At 40.8% G+C, this 17,750-nt stretch carries 17 protein-coding genes and 1 pseudogene; 3 read left to right on the forward strand and 15 right to left on the reverse strand.

Annotated features, from left to right (window positions below; genetic code table 11):
* Window positions 1–344: 344 nt before the first annotated feature.
* Together N1I86_RS02780 and typA are read right to left on the reverse strand one after the other, a co-directional pair.
* Window positions 345–641 (reverse strand): YlaH-like family protein, encoded by a 297-nt coding sequence (locus N1I86_RS02780; RefSeq protein ID WP_040341542.1) that lies wholly within the window; start codon window positions 639–641, stop codon window positions 345–347.
* 21 nt (window positions 642–662) lie between these two features.
* Entirely contained in the window at window positions 663–2,504 is a 1,842-nt protein-coding gene (typA, locus tag N1I86_RS02785; protein WP_003354424.1) for a translational GTPase TypA, read from the reverse strand.
* Between the two features lie 154 nt (window positions 2,505–2,658).
* Between typA and N1I86_RS02790 the strand changes: the two genes are divergently transcribed.
* Complete coding sequence (locus tag N1I86_RS02790) at window positions 2,659–2,844, forward strand: YlaF family protein (RefSeq protein ID WP_003354423.1); 186 nt, start codon at window positions 2,659–2,661, stop codon at window positions 2,842–2,844.
* A gap of 55 nt (window positions 2,845–2,899) precedes the next feature.
* On the opposite strand, the gene N1I86_RS02795 is transcribed toward N1I86_RS02790, so the two are convergent.
* From N1I86_RS02795 to N1I86_RS02820, 6 genes and pseudogenes are all read right to left on the reverse strand, one after another.
* Complete coding sequence (locus N1I86_RS02795) at window positions 2,900–3,694, reverse strand: inositol monophosphatase family protein (RefSeq protein WP_003354422.1); 795 nt, start codon at window positions 3,692–3,694, stop codon at window positions 2,900–2,902.
* Between the two features lie 560 nt (window positions 3,695–4,254).
* Window positions 4,255–4,632: a PH domain-containing protein gene (locus N1I86_RS02800; RefSeq protein WP_341094845.1), complete on the reverse strand. Its 378-nt coding sequence runs from the start codon at window positions 4,630–4,632 to the stop codon at window positions 4,255–4,257.
* Between the two features lie 260 nt (window positions 4,633–4,892).
* Window positions 4,893–6,071, reverse strand: coding sequence for an RNA-guided endonuclease InsQ/TnpB family protein (locus N1I86_RS02805; RefSeq protein WP_003353565.1), 1,179 nt, complete (start codon window positions 6,069–6,071; stop codon window positions 4,893–4,895).
* Window positions 6,034–6,357: pseudogene (locus tag N1I86_RS02810) on the reverse strand (recombinase family protein); the annotation flags it as partial. The pseudogene N1I86_RS02810 and the gene N1I86_RS02805, both read right to left, overlap by 38 nt.
* Before the next feature lie 146 nt (window positions 6,358–6,503).
* Window positions 6,504–7,871, reverse strand: a complete 1,368-nt coding sequence (locus N1I86_RS02815) for an ISLre2 family transposase (RefSeq protein ID WP_003355652.1) — start codon at window positions 7,869–7,871, stop codon at window positions 6,504–6,506.
* A gap of 586 nt (window positions 7,872–8,457) precedes the next feature.
* The gene (locus tag N1I86_RS02820) at window positions 8,458–8,652 is read right to left on the reverse strand and encodes a hypothetical protein (protein WP_003354419.1); all 195 of its coding nucleotides are present in this window, start codon (window positions 8,650–8,652) and stop codon (window positions 8,458–8,460) included.
* Window positions 8,653–8,805: 153 nt separating this feature from the next.
* On the opposite strand from N1I86_RS02820, the gene N1I86_RS02825 reads away from it, so the two are divergent.
* Window positions 8,806–9,456, forward strand: coding sequence for a YktB family protein (locus N1I86_RS02825; RefSeq protein ID WP_003354418.1), 651 nt, complete (start codon window positions 8,806–8,808; stop codon window positions 9,454–9,456).
* Between the two features lie 296 nt (window positions 9,457–9,752).
* Here the strand turns inward: N1I86_RS02825 and N1I86_RS02830 are convergent, their stop codons facing one another.
* Entirely contained in the window at window positions 9,753–10,034 is a 282-nt protein-coding gene (locus tag N1I86_RS02830) for a UPF0223 family protein (protein ID WP_003354417.1), read from the reverse strand.
* Window positions 10,035–10,067: 33 nt separating this feature from the next.
* Window positions 10,068–11,027 (reverse strand): NAD(P)H-dependent flavin oxidoreductase, encoded by a 960-nt coding sequence (locus N1I86_RS02835; RefSeq protein WP_341094849.1) that lies wholly within the window; start codon window positions 11,025–11,027, stop codon window positions 10,068–10,070.
* A gap of 148 nt (window positions 11,028–11,175) precedes the next feature.
* On the opposite strand from N1I86_RS02835, the gene N1I86_RS02840 reads away from it, so the two are divergent.
* Window positions 11,176–12,645 (forward strand): aminotransferase class I/II-fold pyridoxal phosphate-dependent enzyme, encoded by a 1,470-nt coding sequence (locus N1I86_RS02840; protein WP_341094851.1) that lies wholly within the window; start codon window positions 11,176–11,178, stop codon window positions 12,643–12,645.
* A gap of 669 nt (window positions 12,646–13,314) precedes the next feature.
* On the opposite strand, the gene N1I86_RS02845 is transcribed toward N1I86_RS02840, so the two are convergent.
* The 5 genes from N1I86_RS02845 to N1I86_RS02865 form a co-directional block, all read right to left on the reverse strand.
* Complete coding sequence (locus N1I86_RS02845) at window positions 13,315–13,431, reverse strand: GapA-binding peptide SR1P (RefSeq protein WP_003354414.1); 117 nt, start codon at window positions 13,429–13,431, stop codon at window positions 13,315–13,317.
* 131 nt (window positions 13,432–13,562) lie between these two features.
* Window positions 13,563–13,820: a hypothetical protein gene (locus N1I86_RS02850; protein WP_003354412.1), complete on the reverse strand. Its 258-nt coding sequence runs from the start codon at window positions 13,818–13,820 to the stop codon at window positions 13,563–13,565.
* 155 nt (window positions 13,821–13,975) lie between these two features.
* Window positions 13,976–15,385, reverse strand: a complete 1,410-nt coding sequence (gene lpdA / locus N1I86_RS02855) for a dihydrolipoyl dehydrogenase (protein WP_003354411.1) — start codon at window positions 15,383–15,385, stop codon at window positions 13,976–13,978.
* Window positions 15,386–15,390: 5 nt separating this feature from the next.
* The gene (locus N1I86_RS02860; protein ID WP_270584181.1) at window positions 15,391–16,695 is read right to left on the reverse strand and encodes a dihydrolipoamide acetyltransferase family protein; all 1,305 of its coding nucleotides are present in this window, start codon (window positions 16,693–16,695) and stop codon (window positions 15,391–15,393) included.
* Window positions 16,696–16,769: 74 nt separating this feature from the next.
* Window positions 16,770–17,747 carry an alpha-ketoacid dehydrogenase subunit beta gene (locus N1I86_RS02865; RefSeq protein WP_003354409.1) on the reverse strand — a complete coding sequence of 326 codons (978 nt, stop codon included), beginning with the start codon at window positions 17,745–17,747 and terminating at the stop codon, window positions 16,770–16,772.
* Window positions 17,748–17,750 lie beyond the last annotated feature (3 nt).

A 17,750-nucleotide genomic window follows, 5' to 3' on the forward strand; every position in this document is an offset into this window, starting at 1 on the left:
TCATTTACTCGATATGACCTTCGACAGAAAGAGCTTTGTTTTGTTATGCAAACTCACTCCATCATACCTAGCCTTATATGAGGTTCGTGTTCCTCGGACCGGTGTTTTGCCTCCAGCTTCCTTCAGATTCCGCGTCACCACGGACACCCTTGCTCTTGGCTAACCTCTACTTCTGTCTTCGGGGTTCGGGACTTACACCCTATAGTTCATGTACATGCCGGGCGCACATAAAAAAGAAGTTCCGAATTCAGGAACTTCTTTTTTATTTTGATTTGGCATGTCTGCCTGACGCCCAATTGCAATGACACACAATCTATTTTTTCGATAACCAACGGAAAATCGCATCATTCACTTTCTGCTTCTTTCTTGTTTCGACGGATTCGGTAAATGCCTAATACAATGGCTGCGACAAAAAGACTTTCCACAACAGGCAACTGATAGGATAATATCAACAAAATAAAAGAGCCCATGATCATGAGAACATAAATCACGATATTTTTCCCAAAAGAAAGCTTTCTGGCGAACCCGAGATTATACACAAGGATGGATAACACAATGATGATCACGAAGTACAACCAGACAGCCCCCTTCACCCCCACAAGCTGGATCAAGAGGGCCAAAAGCGGGCTGACATGTTCCATTCCTGCCACGTGTTTTCCCCCTTAAGAGCGTGTATCTGAATACTTTTTCTTTCTCTCCAATTTTTCCCGTTCATTTTTATTCAAGATTTTTTTACGTAGTCGAATCGATTCAGGCGTTACTTCACAATACTCATCTTCATTCAAATATTCCAAAGCCTCTTCCAAAGAAAGAATTCTTGGCTTTTTCAAAACGGTCGTTTGATCTTTCGTGGCTGAACGGACATTGGTTGCATGCTTCACTTTTGTGATATTAACAGCAAGATCATTTTCTCTAGTATGCTCTCCGACGATCATTCCTTCATAAATTTCTGTTCCCGGTTCCACAAAAATAGTGCCTCGGTCTTCCACCTGGCCGATTCCATACGGTGTGGCCGTCCCCGTTTCCATTGAAACAAGAACTCCTTGTCGGCGACCTCCTACTCTTCCAGGCTGCATTGGCTGGTAACTGTCAAAGGTATGATTTAAAATTCCGTAACCTTTCGTCAATGTCATAAATTCGGTTGTATACCCAATTAATCCTCTGGCAGGAACCATAAAAATCAATCGTACTTGACCATTTCCGTTATTGATCATATCGAGCATTTCGCCTTTTCGGGATCCGAGAGATTCAATCACAGCGCCAGTATGCTCTTCAGGAATGTCGATTTGCACTCTTTCCACCGGTTCACATTTGACGCCATCAATTTCTTTGATAATGACTTCCGGTTTTGAAACTTGCAGCTCATAACCTTCACGACGCATATTTTCAATTAAAATAGACAAATGAAGTTCCCCGCGTCCAGACACTATCCACGCATCGGGAGAATCCGTGCTTTCCACCCGCAAGCTGACATCGGTCTGCAATTGTTCCATTAAGCGCTCTTCGATTTTTCTGGCAGTCACATACTTGCCTTCTCGACCGGCAAACGGACTGTTGTTGACAAGAAACGTCATTTGCAGCGTCGGTTCATCAATTCGTAATGGCGGCAATGCTTCCTGATGATCGATAGGACATACCGTCTCTCCAACGTTGATATCTTCCATTCCCGATACCGCCACCAAATCGCCTGCATACGCTTCTTCAATTTCCACTCTTTTCAATCCGAAAAAGCCGAACATTTTAGTAACACGGAATGATTTCACCGTACCGTCCAGTTTCATTAAAGCGACTTGTTGCCCTACTTTCATGGAACCTCTAAAAATACGTCCAATCCCAATCCGGCCCACATATTCATTATAGTCAAGCAGAGCCACTTGAAATTGCAGCGGTTCATTACGATTATCTACAGGAGCCGGGATATGCTCGACGATCGCGTCAAACAGCGGCTGCATGTTTTCTCCTTGTTTGTCTGGAGTTGTGCTTGCCGTCCCGTTAATGGCAGAAGCATAAATGACAGGAAATTCAAGTTGATCGTCATTGGCATCCAACTCGATAAACAGTTCAAGCACTTCATCCACTACTTCTTCGGGACGAGCGAATTCTCTGTCGATTTTATTCACTACAACGATAGGAGTTAAATTTTGTTCCAATGCTTTTTTCAAGACAAATCGGGTTTGCGGCATACAACCTTCATAGGCATCGACCACAAGCAGTACCCCATCGACCATTTTCATAATACGTTCTACTTCTCCTCCAAAGTCAGCATGGCCAGGAGTATCCAAAATATTGATCTTTACATCTTTGTATTGAACAGCCGTATTTTTTGCCAAAATGGTAATACCGCGTTCTCTTTCCAAATCATTCGAGTCCATCGCCCGCTCTTCCACATGCTCATTGGATCGGAAAATTCCCGATTGGCGAAGCAATTGGTCCACCAATGTTGTTTTCCCGTGGTCTACGTGGGCAATGATAGCAATGTTGCGTATATTTTCCCTTCTATTCAAAGTAATACTTCCTTTCTATTACCACAGCAATTTGCATTGTCTGTTTGCACGTTGAAATAAAAGTTTTTCCATTAACCCATCAATTATATCACAGAATGTAGAAAATTGAAAAAGAGTTATGTAAAATATGAGAGAGAAGGAGGCTTAACTGGTGATGAAAAACATTCAATGGATTTTCTTATTTTTTGCAGTAGCAGCAGCCGCCAGCATCATTGGCATTGGCATATTCATCGCAGAACAAAGCTTGGCCGGCATCATCATTTGTATTATTTTATTATTCGCCATCATGGGAACGGGCTTTAAATTAAAACGAAAAAGAAGAGAAGAAGGCAGACTGTAAACGTGACCGCTAAAAGTGCTGGATGGCAAGCACTTTTAGCGAATTTTTGTTTACGTTAAATATTTTGAAGGAATCGCTCCATAATTTCCGTATGCAAACCAGGTTTTGCTACAAATATCGTGTTATTCTCTAGCAAATTAAGCGGCTCCCCTTTTAAGTTTGTCACAATTCCACCTGTTTCTTCCACCAGAATTTTTCCAGCGGCAAAATCCCATGGTGAAAGCCTCATCGTGATATATCCATCTAATATGCCAGCTGCTACATAAGCAAATTCCAACGCTGCCGTTCCGTAAGACCGCGTTCCTCGCACCGTTTGGGCCAATGAAATGAGCGGCTTTGGATCCATTCTTCGATTTTGAACCAGCCAAGTAGAATTTAAAGCAATAATCGCTTCTTCCACTTTAACAGGAGCCAGTTTTTTTAACGGCTTACCGTTTAAAAAGGCTCCTTTCCCTTTTTCGGCAAAATAAAGCTCATCATGTGCCACATCATAAATGTATCCCAATCGACCGATTCCGTTTTCGAAAATCCCGATGGATATAGCGAAATGACGCTGCTGATAAATAAAATTCATGGTCCCGTCAATCGGATCAATAATCCACACGACCCCATCCAATGACTCAAGCTTATCGCCAAACCCTTCCTCGCCCAATATCGAATGATCCGGATAGTTTTGTTTAATTTTTTCGATAAAAAATTGTTCAGTCGCTTTATCCATGTTGGTTACTAAATCATTAGGATTTGATTTTGTTTGAATATCCAATGTTTCAGTGAACGATTTTCGTATATTGTCCCCTGCCTCCCGCAGCCATTGTTTCACCTTTGCATCTATTTCATTCCAATTCGTCATCTCGATTTCCTCCAAACCGGATAAAAATACGATTGCGTCAATGAAGGCAATTCATAATCCTTCTCATTGCCAACGTTCGATTATGTACTTAACCAAAATTTTTCTCAGCACAGTACTGTGATTATTCCAAGACTGTCGAAACGGATCCAAAATAAGTTCATGGAAATTCGGTTCTCCGGCCACAGCAGCAGGCTTGTTTTATTGATGACAAAGAAGGTTGTTCTGGAATTACCATCAACAAAAGAATTTATAGTTACAACTCCAAGAGTTCCTATTGGAGTATATGTGGCGTATGAGATCTTCAAACATTTAGAAAGGTCATTCCGTCCCGCTGCTGTGACAAAATCCGTTGAAGCTTTTGTAAAAGCCTTGGAAGCCTACAGAATCTTATGTAGTATAAACCGAAAACCACCTTGTTTTCTGCAGGGTAGTTTCTTTTCATTTGCTCCTCATTTTTTCTAATTATTCTTATTTCTTCCACTCATTTTAATACTTCTCTATGGCTTCTTCAATCAATATGTAACTGTAAAACGGTTTCTTTACGCAAATTTGTACATAACCTAAAACCGTTTAACTTCAATGATTATGTCTGGTCTCATTTTTTTTATTTGTTTTAAAAATAACGATTTGTCTTTAGGAGAAATTAAGATGAACTTCGATTTCCCGTACACTACTTGTAAACGATCAAGTGATAGAGCTGGTGCCGCTAGAGGATTTTTAGACTCAGTAATCACTTCAATCTCTTCAAGAGGAATTGTCCAACTAAAAATTCCTCCTCTAACTTTTAAGACTTTGTCAGTTAAAATGTAAAATGTATGGAACCATCCTGAAAGCAAAAATAGTGTAAATAAACTACAAATGACTGTTAATAAAATTTTGTCAGTAACAGTTAGATCCTCCGCTATAGTACCTAACTCTAAGTGGACAGCTATCGGCAATGCGATACTTCCAATGATTAACAGCCATGTCAGGATGGAACTAACGGGTCCTTTTTTCGAGTAAAATACCAACTTAATCCCGTTACAGAAAACTTATAAAAAGTTATAATTTCCTACAACTTTTATGTTTCATTACTTCTTCATCGTGTCTGCTTTCACGTCTATCTATTAAACAGATCGCTACTTGCATTTGGTGTAACACTCCAAAGTCGTAAATTCCCGACTAACGAATCGGTACATGTCTGCATTAACTTGCATTGTTAAGATGCAGATTCTAAAACATTTTCACCATATTTTTTAAGATTTATAGACGCTTGATAATCTCGATCAACAATATTTCCACATTCGCATTCAAAAGTTCTATCGGATAACTTCAAGTCTTTTTTAACTTTTCCGCAACAAGAACACAACTTAGAACTTGGAAACCATCTATCCGCCAAAATGAAGCGAATATTATTCCAATTTGACTTGTATTCAATTTGTCTTCTAAATTCATGGAAACACTGTTGTTGAACAGATTCAGCTAAATGTTTATTTTTCATCATACCTTTTACATTCAAATCTTCTAAAACAATAAACATTGGTTTTCTGTTTACGATTTCAGAAGTGATTTGATGTATGTAGTTATGACGAATATTCGTTAGTCTTCGTGAAACTTTTAAAAGTTGCTTTTCACTTTTTATAATGTTGTTGGTTTTCCTGTAACGGTTTCCCTCCCTTCCTTTTTCATATTTTCTTGAAATTTTACGTTGCAACCTGCGCTTTTTCTTTTCTAATTGCCTAATTCTTTTTGTTTTATTAATATTTCCATAAACTTTACCATCAGAACAAACAGCTAAATCTTTTATTCCTAAGTCAATACCTATCCCTTCTGTTTTTGAAGGAGAATAATCACTATCTGTTTCTATTCCAACAGATACCCACCAATTCAAACCATCAAATGTAAATCGAGGATTCATATACTTAACATTTTCACCAAATGGAATACGTCCTTTTTCTGCTAATCGAATCCAATTTATCTTTTGTTTATTCGACTTTTTACTTGAAGCAAATCCCTCTACTTTAACATGTGTTTTTGTGAATTTGATTTTCACATTATCCTGATAAAAACTAGGTATAGATTTCTTTTTCCTTTTAAATTTTGGATATTTTGATAGTCCTTTAAAAAATCGTTTGTAAGCATCACAAGCATCTTTAATAGCTTGTTTCGTTACATTATTACTTACATTATTCAGCCAATTAAATTCATCAAGCTTTTTCATTTGAGTAAACTGTTTTCTCAAAGTTGAATCATTGATGAATTTACCACCATTTTGATAATTTTCTTGTTGCTTTGCAATTGTCCAATTATAAGCAAATCTAGCTGTATTCGCATATAGAAATAATTTAGTTTTTTGCTTATTATTTGGTTTCAACATCCCTTTTATTGACTTTATCATTTAGCAACTCCTCATTTTCCTCAATTAATTCATCTACTAACTTTCTAGTTTTATTAGCACGTTTTCCTTGTAATCTACAACTAAATACTGTAACAATCTGTATTAAATCTTCTACAAGTTCTTGTTCATCTGTTTTTTCAGTGCTATCTAAAACTTCAATCTCACACCCATTAAGGTTTGCCATATACTCAACCAATTCAAAACCAAATCTAAGAAGCCTATCTTTATAGAATACTACTATTTTATCTACTTCTTTGTTATTTATCATTTTGATTAGTTGACGCAGAGTCAGTCAAGACTTTGTGGGAATTTTTTTGGTTCGCTGAAAATAGATGTAAGTCATAGGTTAGCGAACCATTTTTTTGAATTTCATCCGTAAGCGCTTTCGGACTCTCATCCCTTGCCATGACAGACGAATATGTATACCTTTTTTTACCATCCCTTGAATTCAGACAGGGCATGATAGATCGGAGTCCCGGACGATTGCTGTAAATATGGCACGTTATTCCGCGTTACCTCTGGAAGAAGACGGCGGATGCGTTGTTTCGCCTTGTTCACGATCGTCTGTTTGGTAGATGCCGTTTCCTCCGCCGGATGCGACGATTCTTCTCCTAAACGATGTCCGAAAAGACGAATCCCATCCATCCGGGCAATCATTGCCTTGAAAAACGCCCTGAGTCCCTTGTCTGTCCAACTGCGGCGGTATTTCACCCGATACGCCAGCTGGCTCATCACGCTTTCAGCCCTCCCCATCGGATACATGCCCGTTGTGTCCACTCCTTGCTCCTTCAGCCATTCCCGGTAATCACGGATGCATCCCGGCATCGATTCGATCCGGTGGATCAAGGCAGCCAGCTGTTGTTCTTTCGCTTCGTCCCCCAGCGTGCCGAGGGCGCTGTTCAGTTCCACAAGCAGCTTCTCTTCATCCTGCTTCGCCAGCTTTTGCCGAATCGCCTGCCACCGTGGATGGCCCGAGAGGCATTGGCGCAACTCACGCGCCACGTGGAATCGATCCAATTGGAAGCAGACCCGTCCTTTGAAATACTCCCGGCACGCGGTAATCCATGGAGCGCCGTCCCCGTTGATGACAAGAAGATCCCGACACGGATCATAGGCATATTCGTTCATCAAAAATTCCTCGAAGCCTTCCCACACCTCCCCCTTGCCTTCATGGACGTAATGGCGCTGATTCACGAATTCGATCCGTGAGCCGTTGCGCTTCCATCCTTCGTGAACGGTCAGGATTTTGTCTTCCTTGGCCCGTTTTCCCTTCCCTTGGAGAGAGACAAACAGTCCATCGGCCTCCACAAACAGCACCCGTCCATATCGCTGGTCAACCGGGCAGTGCAGCGGAACTTCAGCCTCGAGCACCAACTGGCGGATCGTCTCATGGCTCATCACCGGATACCCGACCATCTGGGCAAGCGTATGAGCCGCTTTGCGATAGGAAGAGCACTCCACAGCCAATCCCATCGCCGTTTCTTCTAGACAAGGGCTGATTGACTGCGATCCATCAAACGCTAAAAAGGAATCAAGCAAAAACGTGTAACGGTTTTGTTCTCGGTCTAAATAGTAGTTTCGCTCAAAGGTAACTTCGCCAAACAAGGTTTGAATCGTGGTGCGTCGTTTGTCTTTCAAGTGGTACCGGCGCTTGTCCCGGGTTTCCGCCAATTGTCGGTCGATGTCCTCCAACAGAGCCGTAAACAGCTCGGTGAAGGCGTTTTGCAAGGCTCGAAACAAATCAAGTTCGATCTCTTTCCATGTCAACGAATTTGTGGTAAGATGTTGTTGAATATTCATGGGACTCTCTCCTCCTGTTTGATGGTGTGAACAATGATCATCTTACCAGGGAGAGAGTCCTTTTTTCATGTTTCCTGCTTGGGATCCTACCGCGCTTTGCTTGGTGGCCCCGATGAGGGGGATTGCGAACCTATGTTCCCAACCCCTCATCGGGGAATTCTAAGAATTTCTCCCACAAACATTTTACTCACACTTATAACTTTTTTTTAAGCCCTCCTAACTGATACATCCGTCATCATTGTCATTAATCATGGATATTTATGAAAAACGATCTTTTCTTCATGGCAAGCGATTAGAATATCAAAGGTTTCCTGCCCCGCAAACCACCTCTTCAATCTCCTCTTTCGTTGATCTTCACTTGGGAAATGCATTTGTTATTTCTATCTTACCAAATATTAGACGGCTGCTCTCACTCTTTCAATCTTCATTTCTTTAAAATTATTTTTTCAATCAGAACTCCATAGCATTCATTTCTTTTAATTATCACTCCTTTAAAAGGAAAAATGTCGGTTGTGAAATTCACAAAAAAAACCTTTAAACTCTCGTTTCGGGTCCGCCTTCTTTTCTTTTTATCTTCCCTGTTTTTTCACAACAACGATTCTAACCGCACCAATTCTTCACGCAAAGCGTGTAATTTTGTTTTCACATTGTCCATCTTTTCTTTATCGTTTTGCTCCATAGCTTCAAACAAAACGGCTAATTCATAATCCAATTCCATACGAATGACGGCCAACTTTTCTTGTGTTTTCTTTTTCTTCGAGTCATTCACCAAATGTTTCATTGAAGAAACACTCCCTCGAAATCAACTTATGGTTAGTACATCATATGAAATGGTATGATAACTTGTAACAAAAATGTCTCGCTACCTAAAAGAAAATTTAATTTTCAAAGCCCTTTATGATAAAATATGTTCAATCTTTAAGGAGGGACAAAGATGAATTTTACCGGTTTTTCGAATGAAGATTTTCAAGTATTTCAAATTCCTGGCTTGGATGCCCGAATGGAGGCGATCAAAAGACTCGTTCGTCCAAAACTAGAATTTTTAGGGAAATACTTTGCACCGACGCTTAGCACCTTAACGGGAGATGAAATGCATTATCATGTGGCAAAGCATGCCCGCCGTACCATCAACCCGCCCAATGATACATGGGTTGCTTTTTCTTCAAGTAAACGTGGATACAAAAAACTCCCTCATTTTCAAATCGGCCTTTGGGAAACGCATTTATTTATCTGGTTCGCTGTCATAAATGAAGCTCCCAATAAAGATCAGATCGGCGCTTCTTTTCAAAATGAAATATCTGCGATTCGAAAACGAATCCCTTCGCATTTTGTATGGTCCGATGATCACACGAAACCAAATGCCATCCAATCGAACGAATTGTCCGACCAACAACTGGTTCAATTGTTTGAAAGACTCCAATTCGTCAAAAAAGCGGAAGCTCTTTGCGGTTTGCATATACCCAAAGATGAAGCCGTACATTTAAACAGCACAGACCTTTTGAATACGATTGAGGATGTCTTTGTACAATTAATCCCTCTGTACAAACTGGCACACAGACAAATGGCGATTTCACCTGACAAATAGTGTGCCGCATCCATAGAAAACAGGCTTGTTCGGCTTTAGCTAAAATAAAAAAATTGCTTATTCTGATATAAGAAAACGTGGTTTACATAATGATGTTGCGGTAAATCTGTTTATTTCAGACGAGAAAAAAGGAGACCCCATCACGCAAAAGTTTTCAATGATTCCTTTCAAATCCCCTAAGATGGACAAACACCTCATGATCGATAGGTTTAACATCACTACAAAGGGCTAGGCCCCTTCTACCAAAGTTGCAGGATCTAAAACGGTAGAATGGACGCCTAGCCCTATTGTTATGACTACTTTTGGTCCATGTACACCTTATCGCCCGGTTTTAAAGCTTTCATTTTTTTGACGACGTGATAAGAAGAATAGCCGCTCGATTCTTCAAATTCGTTGCAAAGCTTTTTTTCTTCCGATTTGCTCGGAACGATTTCTTTAAAGCGGCGATAAGCAGCCATCAGCTCTTCTCGTTCAATTCCCTTCTCATAAGCTTCTTCAATAGCTCGAAAAAATTTGATCACATCGATGACTTCCTGAGTGGACCAATCAAATGAAAACGGATAAGAATATTCCTTCATATTATTCCACCTGCTTATTCTGTTTTGCTAACTTTAGTATGCCCATTTTCGGCGAATGTCCTCCGCCTCTCCAATCATTCTTTCTATTAACTCTTTGACAGACGGAACGTCCTTGATCAATCCCATCACTTGCCCGGCCCAAGCAAAGCCGGAATCCGCTTTTCCTTCATATATAAAACGCTTATTGGCTTCACCGCTTATGTAATCTTTCAGCTGTTCATAGCCCCCATTTTGTCTTTCGATTTCTAAAATTTTTTCTGTCCAGCTGTTTTTAATGGCTCTTCCAGGCGCGCCTAAAGTTCGTTTAATCACTACTGTGTCATTTTCAGTCCCTTGAATAAGATAGTTCTTATATAATTCGGAGGCATGGACGCATTCTTTTGTCGCGATAAACCTTGTACCCATTTCAATCCCTTCAGCTCCAAGACTGAGAGCAGCCATAAGCCCTCTGCCATCGCCAATTCCACCTGACGCAATGACCGGGATGCTGACGTTGTCAACTACTTTTGGCGTCAATACGAATGTTCCGATGTCATTCTTTCCTAAATGCCCTCCACCTTCTTGGCCGACGACCATAACTGCATCGGCGCCAAGTTCTTCCGCTTTCTGCGCCTGTCGTACAGCCGCTACTAAGACCAGCTTAATCACATCTACTCCCTTAAGCTGATCGAAAATAGGAGCAGGATTGCCGCCTGTCATGGTGATGACCGGCACTTTTTCCTCTACAGCGACCTCCAAAAAATGTGAAAAAGAACGATTGTGCTGCCCAATCGCAAAATTGACTCCAAATGGTTTATCAGTTAATCCTCTTACCTTCCGAATTTCCTCCCGTAAATCTTCCGGTTTTTCTAACGACATGGCCGTAATTTGACCTAATCCACCAGCATTAGAAACGGCGGCTGCCAGTTCAGAATAGGCAAGATGGGCTAATCCGCCTTGTATAATCGGGTATTGAATCCCTAACAATTTGGTTACACGAGTTTCCCAATTCAAGTTAATCCCTCCCGACACTTATTTATTCTACTTTTACCTTTCAAAGTCCTTTTTCTTTTCACAATTGGTTACAAATAAAACTAGGAAAATCCCAACTCCCATGCTATAATTCATTTGTTTTAGCTTACATGAAGAGGTGATTGTTGAATTGTCCCAGTTTGATACACCATTGTTTACATCATTAGTCCAGCATGCCAAAAAAAATCCTGTACAGTTCCATATTCCCGGCCATAAGAAAGGAGCGGGAATGGATCCGAAATTCAGAGAATTTATCGGCGAAAATGCGTTATCCATTGATTTGATTAATATTGCTCCACTTGATGACCTCCATAATCCAAAAGGCGTGATTCATCAGGCGCAAAAGTTGGCAGCCGAAGCATTCGGAGCAGACTATTCCTTTTTTTCCGTTCAAGGAACAAGCGGCGCCATTATGGCAATGGTCATGAGCGTTTGTGGACCTGGCGATAAAATCATCATTCCTAGAAACGTTCATAAATCTATCATGTCCGCTATCATTTTTTCCGGTGCTGTTCCGATCTTTATCCACCCGGAAATTGATGGCCGTCTCGGTATTTCACACGGTATTACTGCCGATGCAGTGGAAAAAGCGTTAAAACAACACCCAGACGCTAAAGGGGTTTTAGTCATAAATCCTACTTATTTCGGTGTTTCCGGAGACTTAAAGAAAATTGTGGAGATTGCCCATTCTTACAACGTTCCCGTTTTAGTGGATGAAGCCCATGGCGCCCACATTCATTTTCATGACGATTTGCCTATTTCGGCCATGCAAGCCGGGGCAGATCTTGCGGCTACGAGCGTCCACAAATTAGGCGGTTCTTTGACACAAAGCTCGATCTTAAACATTCGGGAAGGATTAGTCTCCGTTAATAAAGTCCAATCGATCATGAGCATGTTGACGACAACGTCAACTTCTTATTTGCTGCTCGCTTCATTGGATGTCGCACGGAAACGTCTTGCGACCGAAGGAAAAGAACTTTTAGACCGAACGATCGCATTAGCAGAAAACATTCGTAAACAAATAAATGAAATTCCATATTTGTATTGTGTAGGCGAAGAAATTCTCGACTCAGAAGCTGTTTTTGATTACGACCCGACAAAACTGACTATTTCCGTAAAAGATTTAGGAATCACCGGACATGATGCCGAAAAATGGCTCCGTGAGGTTTATCAAATTGAAGTGGAGCTATCCGATTTATATAACATCCTTTGCATCATTACACCCGGCGATACAGAAAAAGAAGGAACCATATTAGTCAATGCGCTCAAACATTTATCCGAAACGTTTCAACATGATGCGGGAGAAAAGCATATAGAAGTATTACTGCCGGATATTCCCCATCTTGCCCTAACCCCTAGGGATGCTTTTTACGCGGAGACAGAAATCATTCCTTTTGAAAAATCAGCCGGTAGGATCATAGCTGAATTTGTGATGGTCTATCCTCCAGGTATTCCTATTTTCATACCCGGAGAAATTATTACAGAAGAAAATTTAGCCTATATTCGAAAAAACATGGAAGCGGGGTTGCCTGTCCAAGGCCCGGAAGACCCGGAATTAAAAACATTAAGAGTCATCAAAGAATTCGAAGCTATACGCTAGATTCTATTTCTCAGTTTCAAATGGACCTTCACTTTACCGAAAAACGGCTATTTATGACACAGCCGCCAATTAGACAGCAGCATATCAATTCGTAAATAACGTCAAAACTTTAGCTGCTTTCTGCGACAAACGGGCCTTTAAAAAGATAAATTTCGGTATTGGATGACGACTATTGTGAAAGTCCATTCATTTCCTTTCTGAATGATCAGCGTTCAAAAACGGAAGGTGAAATGCCTTCCGTTTTTTTGAAAAACACCCCCCTTAAAAAACTCCCATACTTAAAGAAATCCATTTTTCCAATCGATCGTTTTCACTTCAGTTCGTTTCTGTTTGAACAGATGAAAAATGACGTTCCTGTCTACATTTCTCTCATCTATTGTATCGTTGATTTAAAATTCGCCGGCACCATCAGCTTAACCTCTTAGCTTGACTGGGAAAATTGTATAGTGAAATTTGTAAATAGCGTTAGGTCGTACCATAGTCATAAACGTTTTCTTTTTAAAATTAGGTCGGCAGACTGTGTTAAAGCATTTCAGCCAAAGCAATTTCCACACATAGCAGAAAAATGGGCAAAAAAAAAGCCAGCATAAAATATGCCGGGCATTCTATGTGAAAGTAAAGGTGATGATGATAAATGAATGAAAAACTGAAATTAGAAGGGAATATGACTTAGTCGTCCAATTCTTCTTCTTCGTTGCAGCCACAATCAGAATATAAAACGGTTACTTTTTCATCTTCAAAATGATCAATGGTTAATAGGCAGGACTTGCAAACAATGGTCCCCATCTTCCAACTTCCTTTCGTGTAAGTTTGTAATCGGTTCATCTCTATGTATCTATAATAATATAACACATTTATTTTTTCAAGCCTATTTTGTATGTCACATTAAAAATAAATGTGTAGACCCTTTATGTGTTTCATAGTGTAAAAGGAGTTTGAAACACTATATCCAAAGCATATTGGATAAGCACAAATACCGTTAGACTAGAGATTGTAACTAATATCACATTCTTATTGGAAGGAATAAATTTTTTCGCCACTAAAATCCCCAAATAGAGAAAAACCAAAAACATCAACCATTGAAAGCGAGCACGGTCACCTTCAGACAACCACGCCGCTAACATGTAACCGCTCCAAATGATTAATTGCAGCAAAAAAACGAAATAAAATGCCATGTTCGTCCACTCTTTTCTGTTACATACTGATACTTACGCCCTCTCGACTGTATTACTTTATTATATGAACGGAAAAACGATATTTCATTATAACCTCTAGAAAAAAGAGAAAACCCTCAGCACATTGAACCGTGCTAAGGGTTTATCCGAACAGGTTATCTGACAATATGAATTGGTGTGCCTAAAGCCACTTCTGCAACTTCCATCGTAATTTCCCCTAATGTCGGGTGAGCGTGAATAGTCATGGCAATATCTTCTGCTGTTACACCAGATTCAATCGCCAATCCTAATTCAGCAATCATATCCGAAGCTCCAGGTCCCGCAATTTGAGCACCAATGACAAGACCGTCTTCTTTGCGGGTAATTAATTTCAAGAATCCATCCGTGCTGTCAAGCGACAGAGCCCGTCCATTTGCTGCAAACGGGAATTTAGCGGCCACAATTTCGATTCCTTCGTCTTTCGCTTGTTGTTCAGTATATCCTACTGTTGCTAGTTCGGGATCCGAGAATACAACTGCAGGAATAGCTAAGTAGTCAATTTCATCCGGCTGTCCAGCAATAGCTGCAGCTGCTATTTTTCCTTCATAAGAAGCTTTATGTGCAAGCTGTGGCCCCGGAACGATATCTCCGATAGCATAAATGTTTGGAACATTAGTACGACATTGTTTGTCAATTTTGATAAGACCTTTTTCTGTTAATTCAATGCCGACTTGCTCAAGTCCTAATTCATCCGTATTAGGTCTGCGGCCCACTGTTACAAGTACGTAATCAGCTTCTATCGTTTTTTCTTCTCCCTTTACTTCATACGTAACTACGACGCCATCTTCTTTTTCTTCGACACCTTTTGCCAACGCATTTGTAAAAATTTCAGCACCTTTTTTCTTCAAATTGCGTTTGACAATGGAAGACATTTGTTTTTCGAAATTAGGAAGAATTTCGTCGCCGCCTTCAAGAATCGTCACTTTTGTTCCAAAGTTGGCAAATGCGTTTCCAAGTTCCGTTCCGATGTATCCTCCGCCGATGACAACCAATTTTTCAGGAACTTCTTCAAGTGCAAGGGCTCCAGTAGAATTTAACACGCGTTTTGAAAATTTGAAAGCCGGAATTTCGATCGGACGAGAACCTGTTGCGATAATCGCATTTTTAAATGTATATGTTTGGGCTGATTTCTCGTCCATCACCCGAACAGTGTGCGCATCGACAAAATACGCTTCACCTTTTACAATCTCAACCTTATTTGCTTTTAAAAGGGTTGAAACGCCGCCCGTTAATTTTTTGACAACGCTTCCCTTCCAAGATTGTACTTTGGAAAAGTCAACTGTCACATTTTCCGCTTTAATTCCAAGAGAATCGGAATGCAGCACATCATGATAACGGTGGCTGGCTGAAATCAGCGCTTTTGAAGGAATACAGCCGACGTTTAAACATACGCCCCCGACATGCTCTTTCTCAACGATGGTTACTTTTTGCCCTAATTGAGCAGCGCGGATTGCAGCGACGTACCCCCCAGGACCTGCGCCGATGACAATAGTGTCTGTTTCGATTGGGAAATCTCCTACTACCATTTTGATTACGCCTCCATTAGTAATAATTCTGGATCGTTCAATAGACGCTTCAGATGATTCAGCGCATATTGAGCGGTAGCTCCATCAATCATACGATGATCGAAGCTCAATGATAATGCTAACACAGGTGCGGCTACAATTTCACCATTTTTAACTACAGGTTTTTCAGAAATTCTTCCAATTCCTAAAATAGCTACTTCTGGATGGTTGATAACAGGCGTAAACCATTGTCCTCCGGCAGATCCGATATTCGTGATTGTGCAAGAGGCTCCTCTCATTTCATCTGGAGAAAGTTTTCCTTCACGGGCTTTTGTAGCAAGTTCTTGTATTTCAGCAGAAATAGCAAATATCGATTTGCGATCCGCATGTTTTACAACCGGAACAAGCAAGCCGCGTTCTGTATCAGCTGCAATACCGATATTGTAATAATGTTTATGGATGATTTCCCCTGCTTCATCGTCAAGAGATGTATTTAAAGCTGGAAATTCACGCAATGTGCTCACGAGTGCTTTAACTACATATGGAAGGAATGTAAGCTTGATATTCTTTTCAGCTGCCACTTCCTTGAATTTTTTGCGGTGAGCAACAAGTTTGGTTACATCTACCTCATCCATTAAAGTCACATGTGGAGCAGTATGTTTGGAATTAACCATCGCTTTTGCAATCGCCTTGCGAATTCCGCTCATTTTTTCACGAGTTTCAGGGAATTCTCCTTCCAAAACGACGGTTTGGGCAGGAGCGGCTGCTTCGACAGCTTTTTCTTCTGTTGTCGTTTGTTCTGAAACTGCAGGTTGTGCTCCTCCGCTTAAGAATTGATCAATATCTTCTTTCAATACGCGTCCATTTTTTCCGGAACCAGTTACTTGACGAATATCCACGCCTTTTTCACGAGCATATTTACGAACGGATGGCATCGCGATTACACGACGATCGGAATCCACTTTTTCAGGTTGGCCAGCAGGCTGAGGAGCCTCTTGTTTTGCTGCTGCTTCTTGTACGTTTTGAGATTTTTCAGCAGGAGTTTCTTCTTTTGATCCTTGATTTTCTTCTGATGCATTGTCATCGCTGTAACCTTCCGCATCAAATGTGATTAATACATCTCCAACAACCGCAACATTTCCTTCTTCAACAAGGATTTCTTTTACCGTTCCATCCACCGGAGAAGGAATTTCAACCACTGCTTTGTCGTTTTGCACTTCACAAAGTACGTCGTCTTCACTTACTTTATCTCCAGGTTTCACATACCATTTAACGATTTCACCTTCGTGAATCCCTTCACCAATATCCGGTAATTTAAATTGAAATGCCAATGTATTCACCCTCCTAAAAATTGTCTAGTTCCGTAAAAGAGGGGAGCATAACCCATCCTCATAACGGTCATCCATTAAAATTCGAGCACTTTTTTAGCAGTTTCGACAATGTCTTTAAAGTTCGGCAACCATACCGATTCGGCTTGTGAAAAAGGATATACAGTATCCGGAGCAGTTACACGAAGAACAGGAGCTTCCAAGCTGAGAATAGCTCTTTCATTAATTTCCGCTACAACATTTGCAGCTATACCTGCTTGTTTTTGTGCCTCTTGAACAACAATCGCCCGATTTGTCTTTTCAACGGAAGCCACTATCGTTTCCACATCAAGAGGGCTGACCGTTCTTAAATCAACTACTTCTGCAGAGTATCCTTCTTTTTCTAGTTCTTCAGCAGCTTTTAATGCTTCATGTACCATTGCTCCATAAGCGATGATGGAAATGTCTTTTCCTTCACGCTTCACATCTGCTTTCCCAAGCGGAATCGTATATTCACCCTCAGGAACTTCTTGACGGAAAGAGCGATACAGTTTCATATGTTCCAAGAATATAACTGGATCATTATCACGAATGGCTGAGATTAAGAGCCCTTTCGCTTCATAAGGTGTGGAAGGGATCACCACTTTCAGACCAGGTTGTTGGGCTACCAGCCCTTCTAAACTGTCTGCGTGCAATTCTGGTGTATGAACGCCTCCGCCGAAAGGAGCGCGAACAGTAATAGGCATAGAAAATTTTCCGCCGGAACGGTAACGATAACGGGCCATTTGTCCGCTCAGGGAATCCATTACTTCATAGACGAATCCAAAGAATTGGATTTCAGGAACAGGACGAAATCCTTGAAGAGCAAGCCCAATGGATAAACCGCCTATTCCGGATTCCGCTAACGGTGTATCAAATACCCGTTCCTCTCCAAATTCTTTTTGAAGGCCTTCTGTCGCACGGAAAACCCCGCCATTTACGCCGACATCTTCACCAAAAACTAGAACGTTCTCATCATTCTTTAATTCCGTACGCAACGCATCATTGATGGCTTGGATCATTGTCATTTGCGGCATGGC

Source organism: Bacillus sp. FSL W8-0116 (genome assembly GCF_038003825.1).
GTDB lineage: Bacteria > Bacillota > Bacilli > Bacillales > DSM-4216 > Bacillus_O > Bacillus_O smithii.

What these genes read in the sequence shown, in the direction of transcription:
- N1I86_RS02815 (WP_003355652.1), bottom strand. Translation starts at nt 7,871, where the DNA reads ATGAATATTCAACAACATCTTACCACAAATTCGTTGACATGGAAAGAG.
- N1I86_RS02780 (WP_040341542.1), bottom strand. Translation starts at nt 641, where the DNA reads ATGGAACATGTCAGCCCGCTTTTGGCCCTCTTGATCCAGCTTGTGGGG.
- N1I86_RS02795 (WP_003354422.1), bottom strand. Translation starts at nt 3,694, where the DNA reads ATGACGAATTGGAATGAAATAGATGCAAAGGTGAAACAATGGCTGCGG.
- N1I86_RS02865 (WP_003354409.1), bottom strand. Translation starts at nt 17,747, where the DNA reads ATGCCGCAAATGACAATGATCCAAGCCATCAATGATGCGTTGCGTACG.
- N1I86_RS02820 (WP_003354419.1), bottom strand. Translation starts at nt 8,652, where the DNA reads ATGAAACATTTGGTGAATGACTCGAAGAAAAAGAAAACACAAGAAAAG.
- N1I86_RS02845 (WP_003354414.1), bottom strand. Translation starts at nt 13,431, where the DNA reads ATGGGGACCATTGTTTGCAAGTCCTGCCTATTAACCATTGATCATTTT.
- N1I86_RS02825 (WP_003354418.1), top strand. Translation starts at nt 8,806, where the DNA reads ATGAATTTTACCGGTTTTTCGAATGAAGATTTTCAAGTATTTCAAATT.
- N1I86_RS02830 (WP_003354417.1), bottom strand. Translation starts at nt 10,034, where the DNA reads ATGAAGGAATATTCTTATCCGTTTTCATTTGATTGGTCCACTCAGGAA.
- N1I86_RS02790 (WP_003354423.1), top strand. Translation starts at nt 2,659, where the DNA reads ATGAAAAACATTCAATGGATTTTCTTATTTTTTGCAGTAGCAGCAGCC.
- N1I86_RS02850 (WP_003354412.1), bottom strand. Translation starts at nt 13,820, where the DNA reads ATGGCATTTTATTTCGTTTTTTTGCTGCAATTAATCATTTGGAGCGGT.
- N1I86_RS02805 (WP_003353565.1), bottom strand. Translation starts at nt 6,071, where the DNA reads ATGATAAAGTCAATAAAAGGGATGTTGAAACCAAATAATAAGCAAAAA.
- lpdA (WP_003354411.1), bottom strand. Translation starts at nt 15,385, where the DNA reads ATGGTAGTAGGAGATTTCCCAATCGAAACAGACACTATTGTCATCGGC.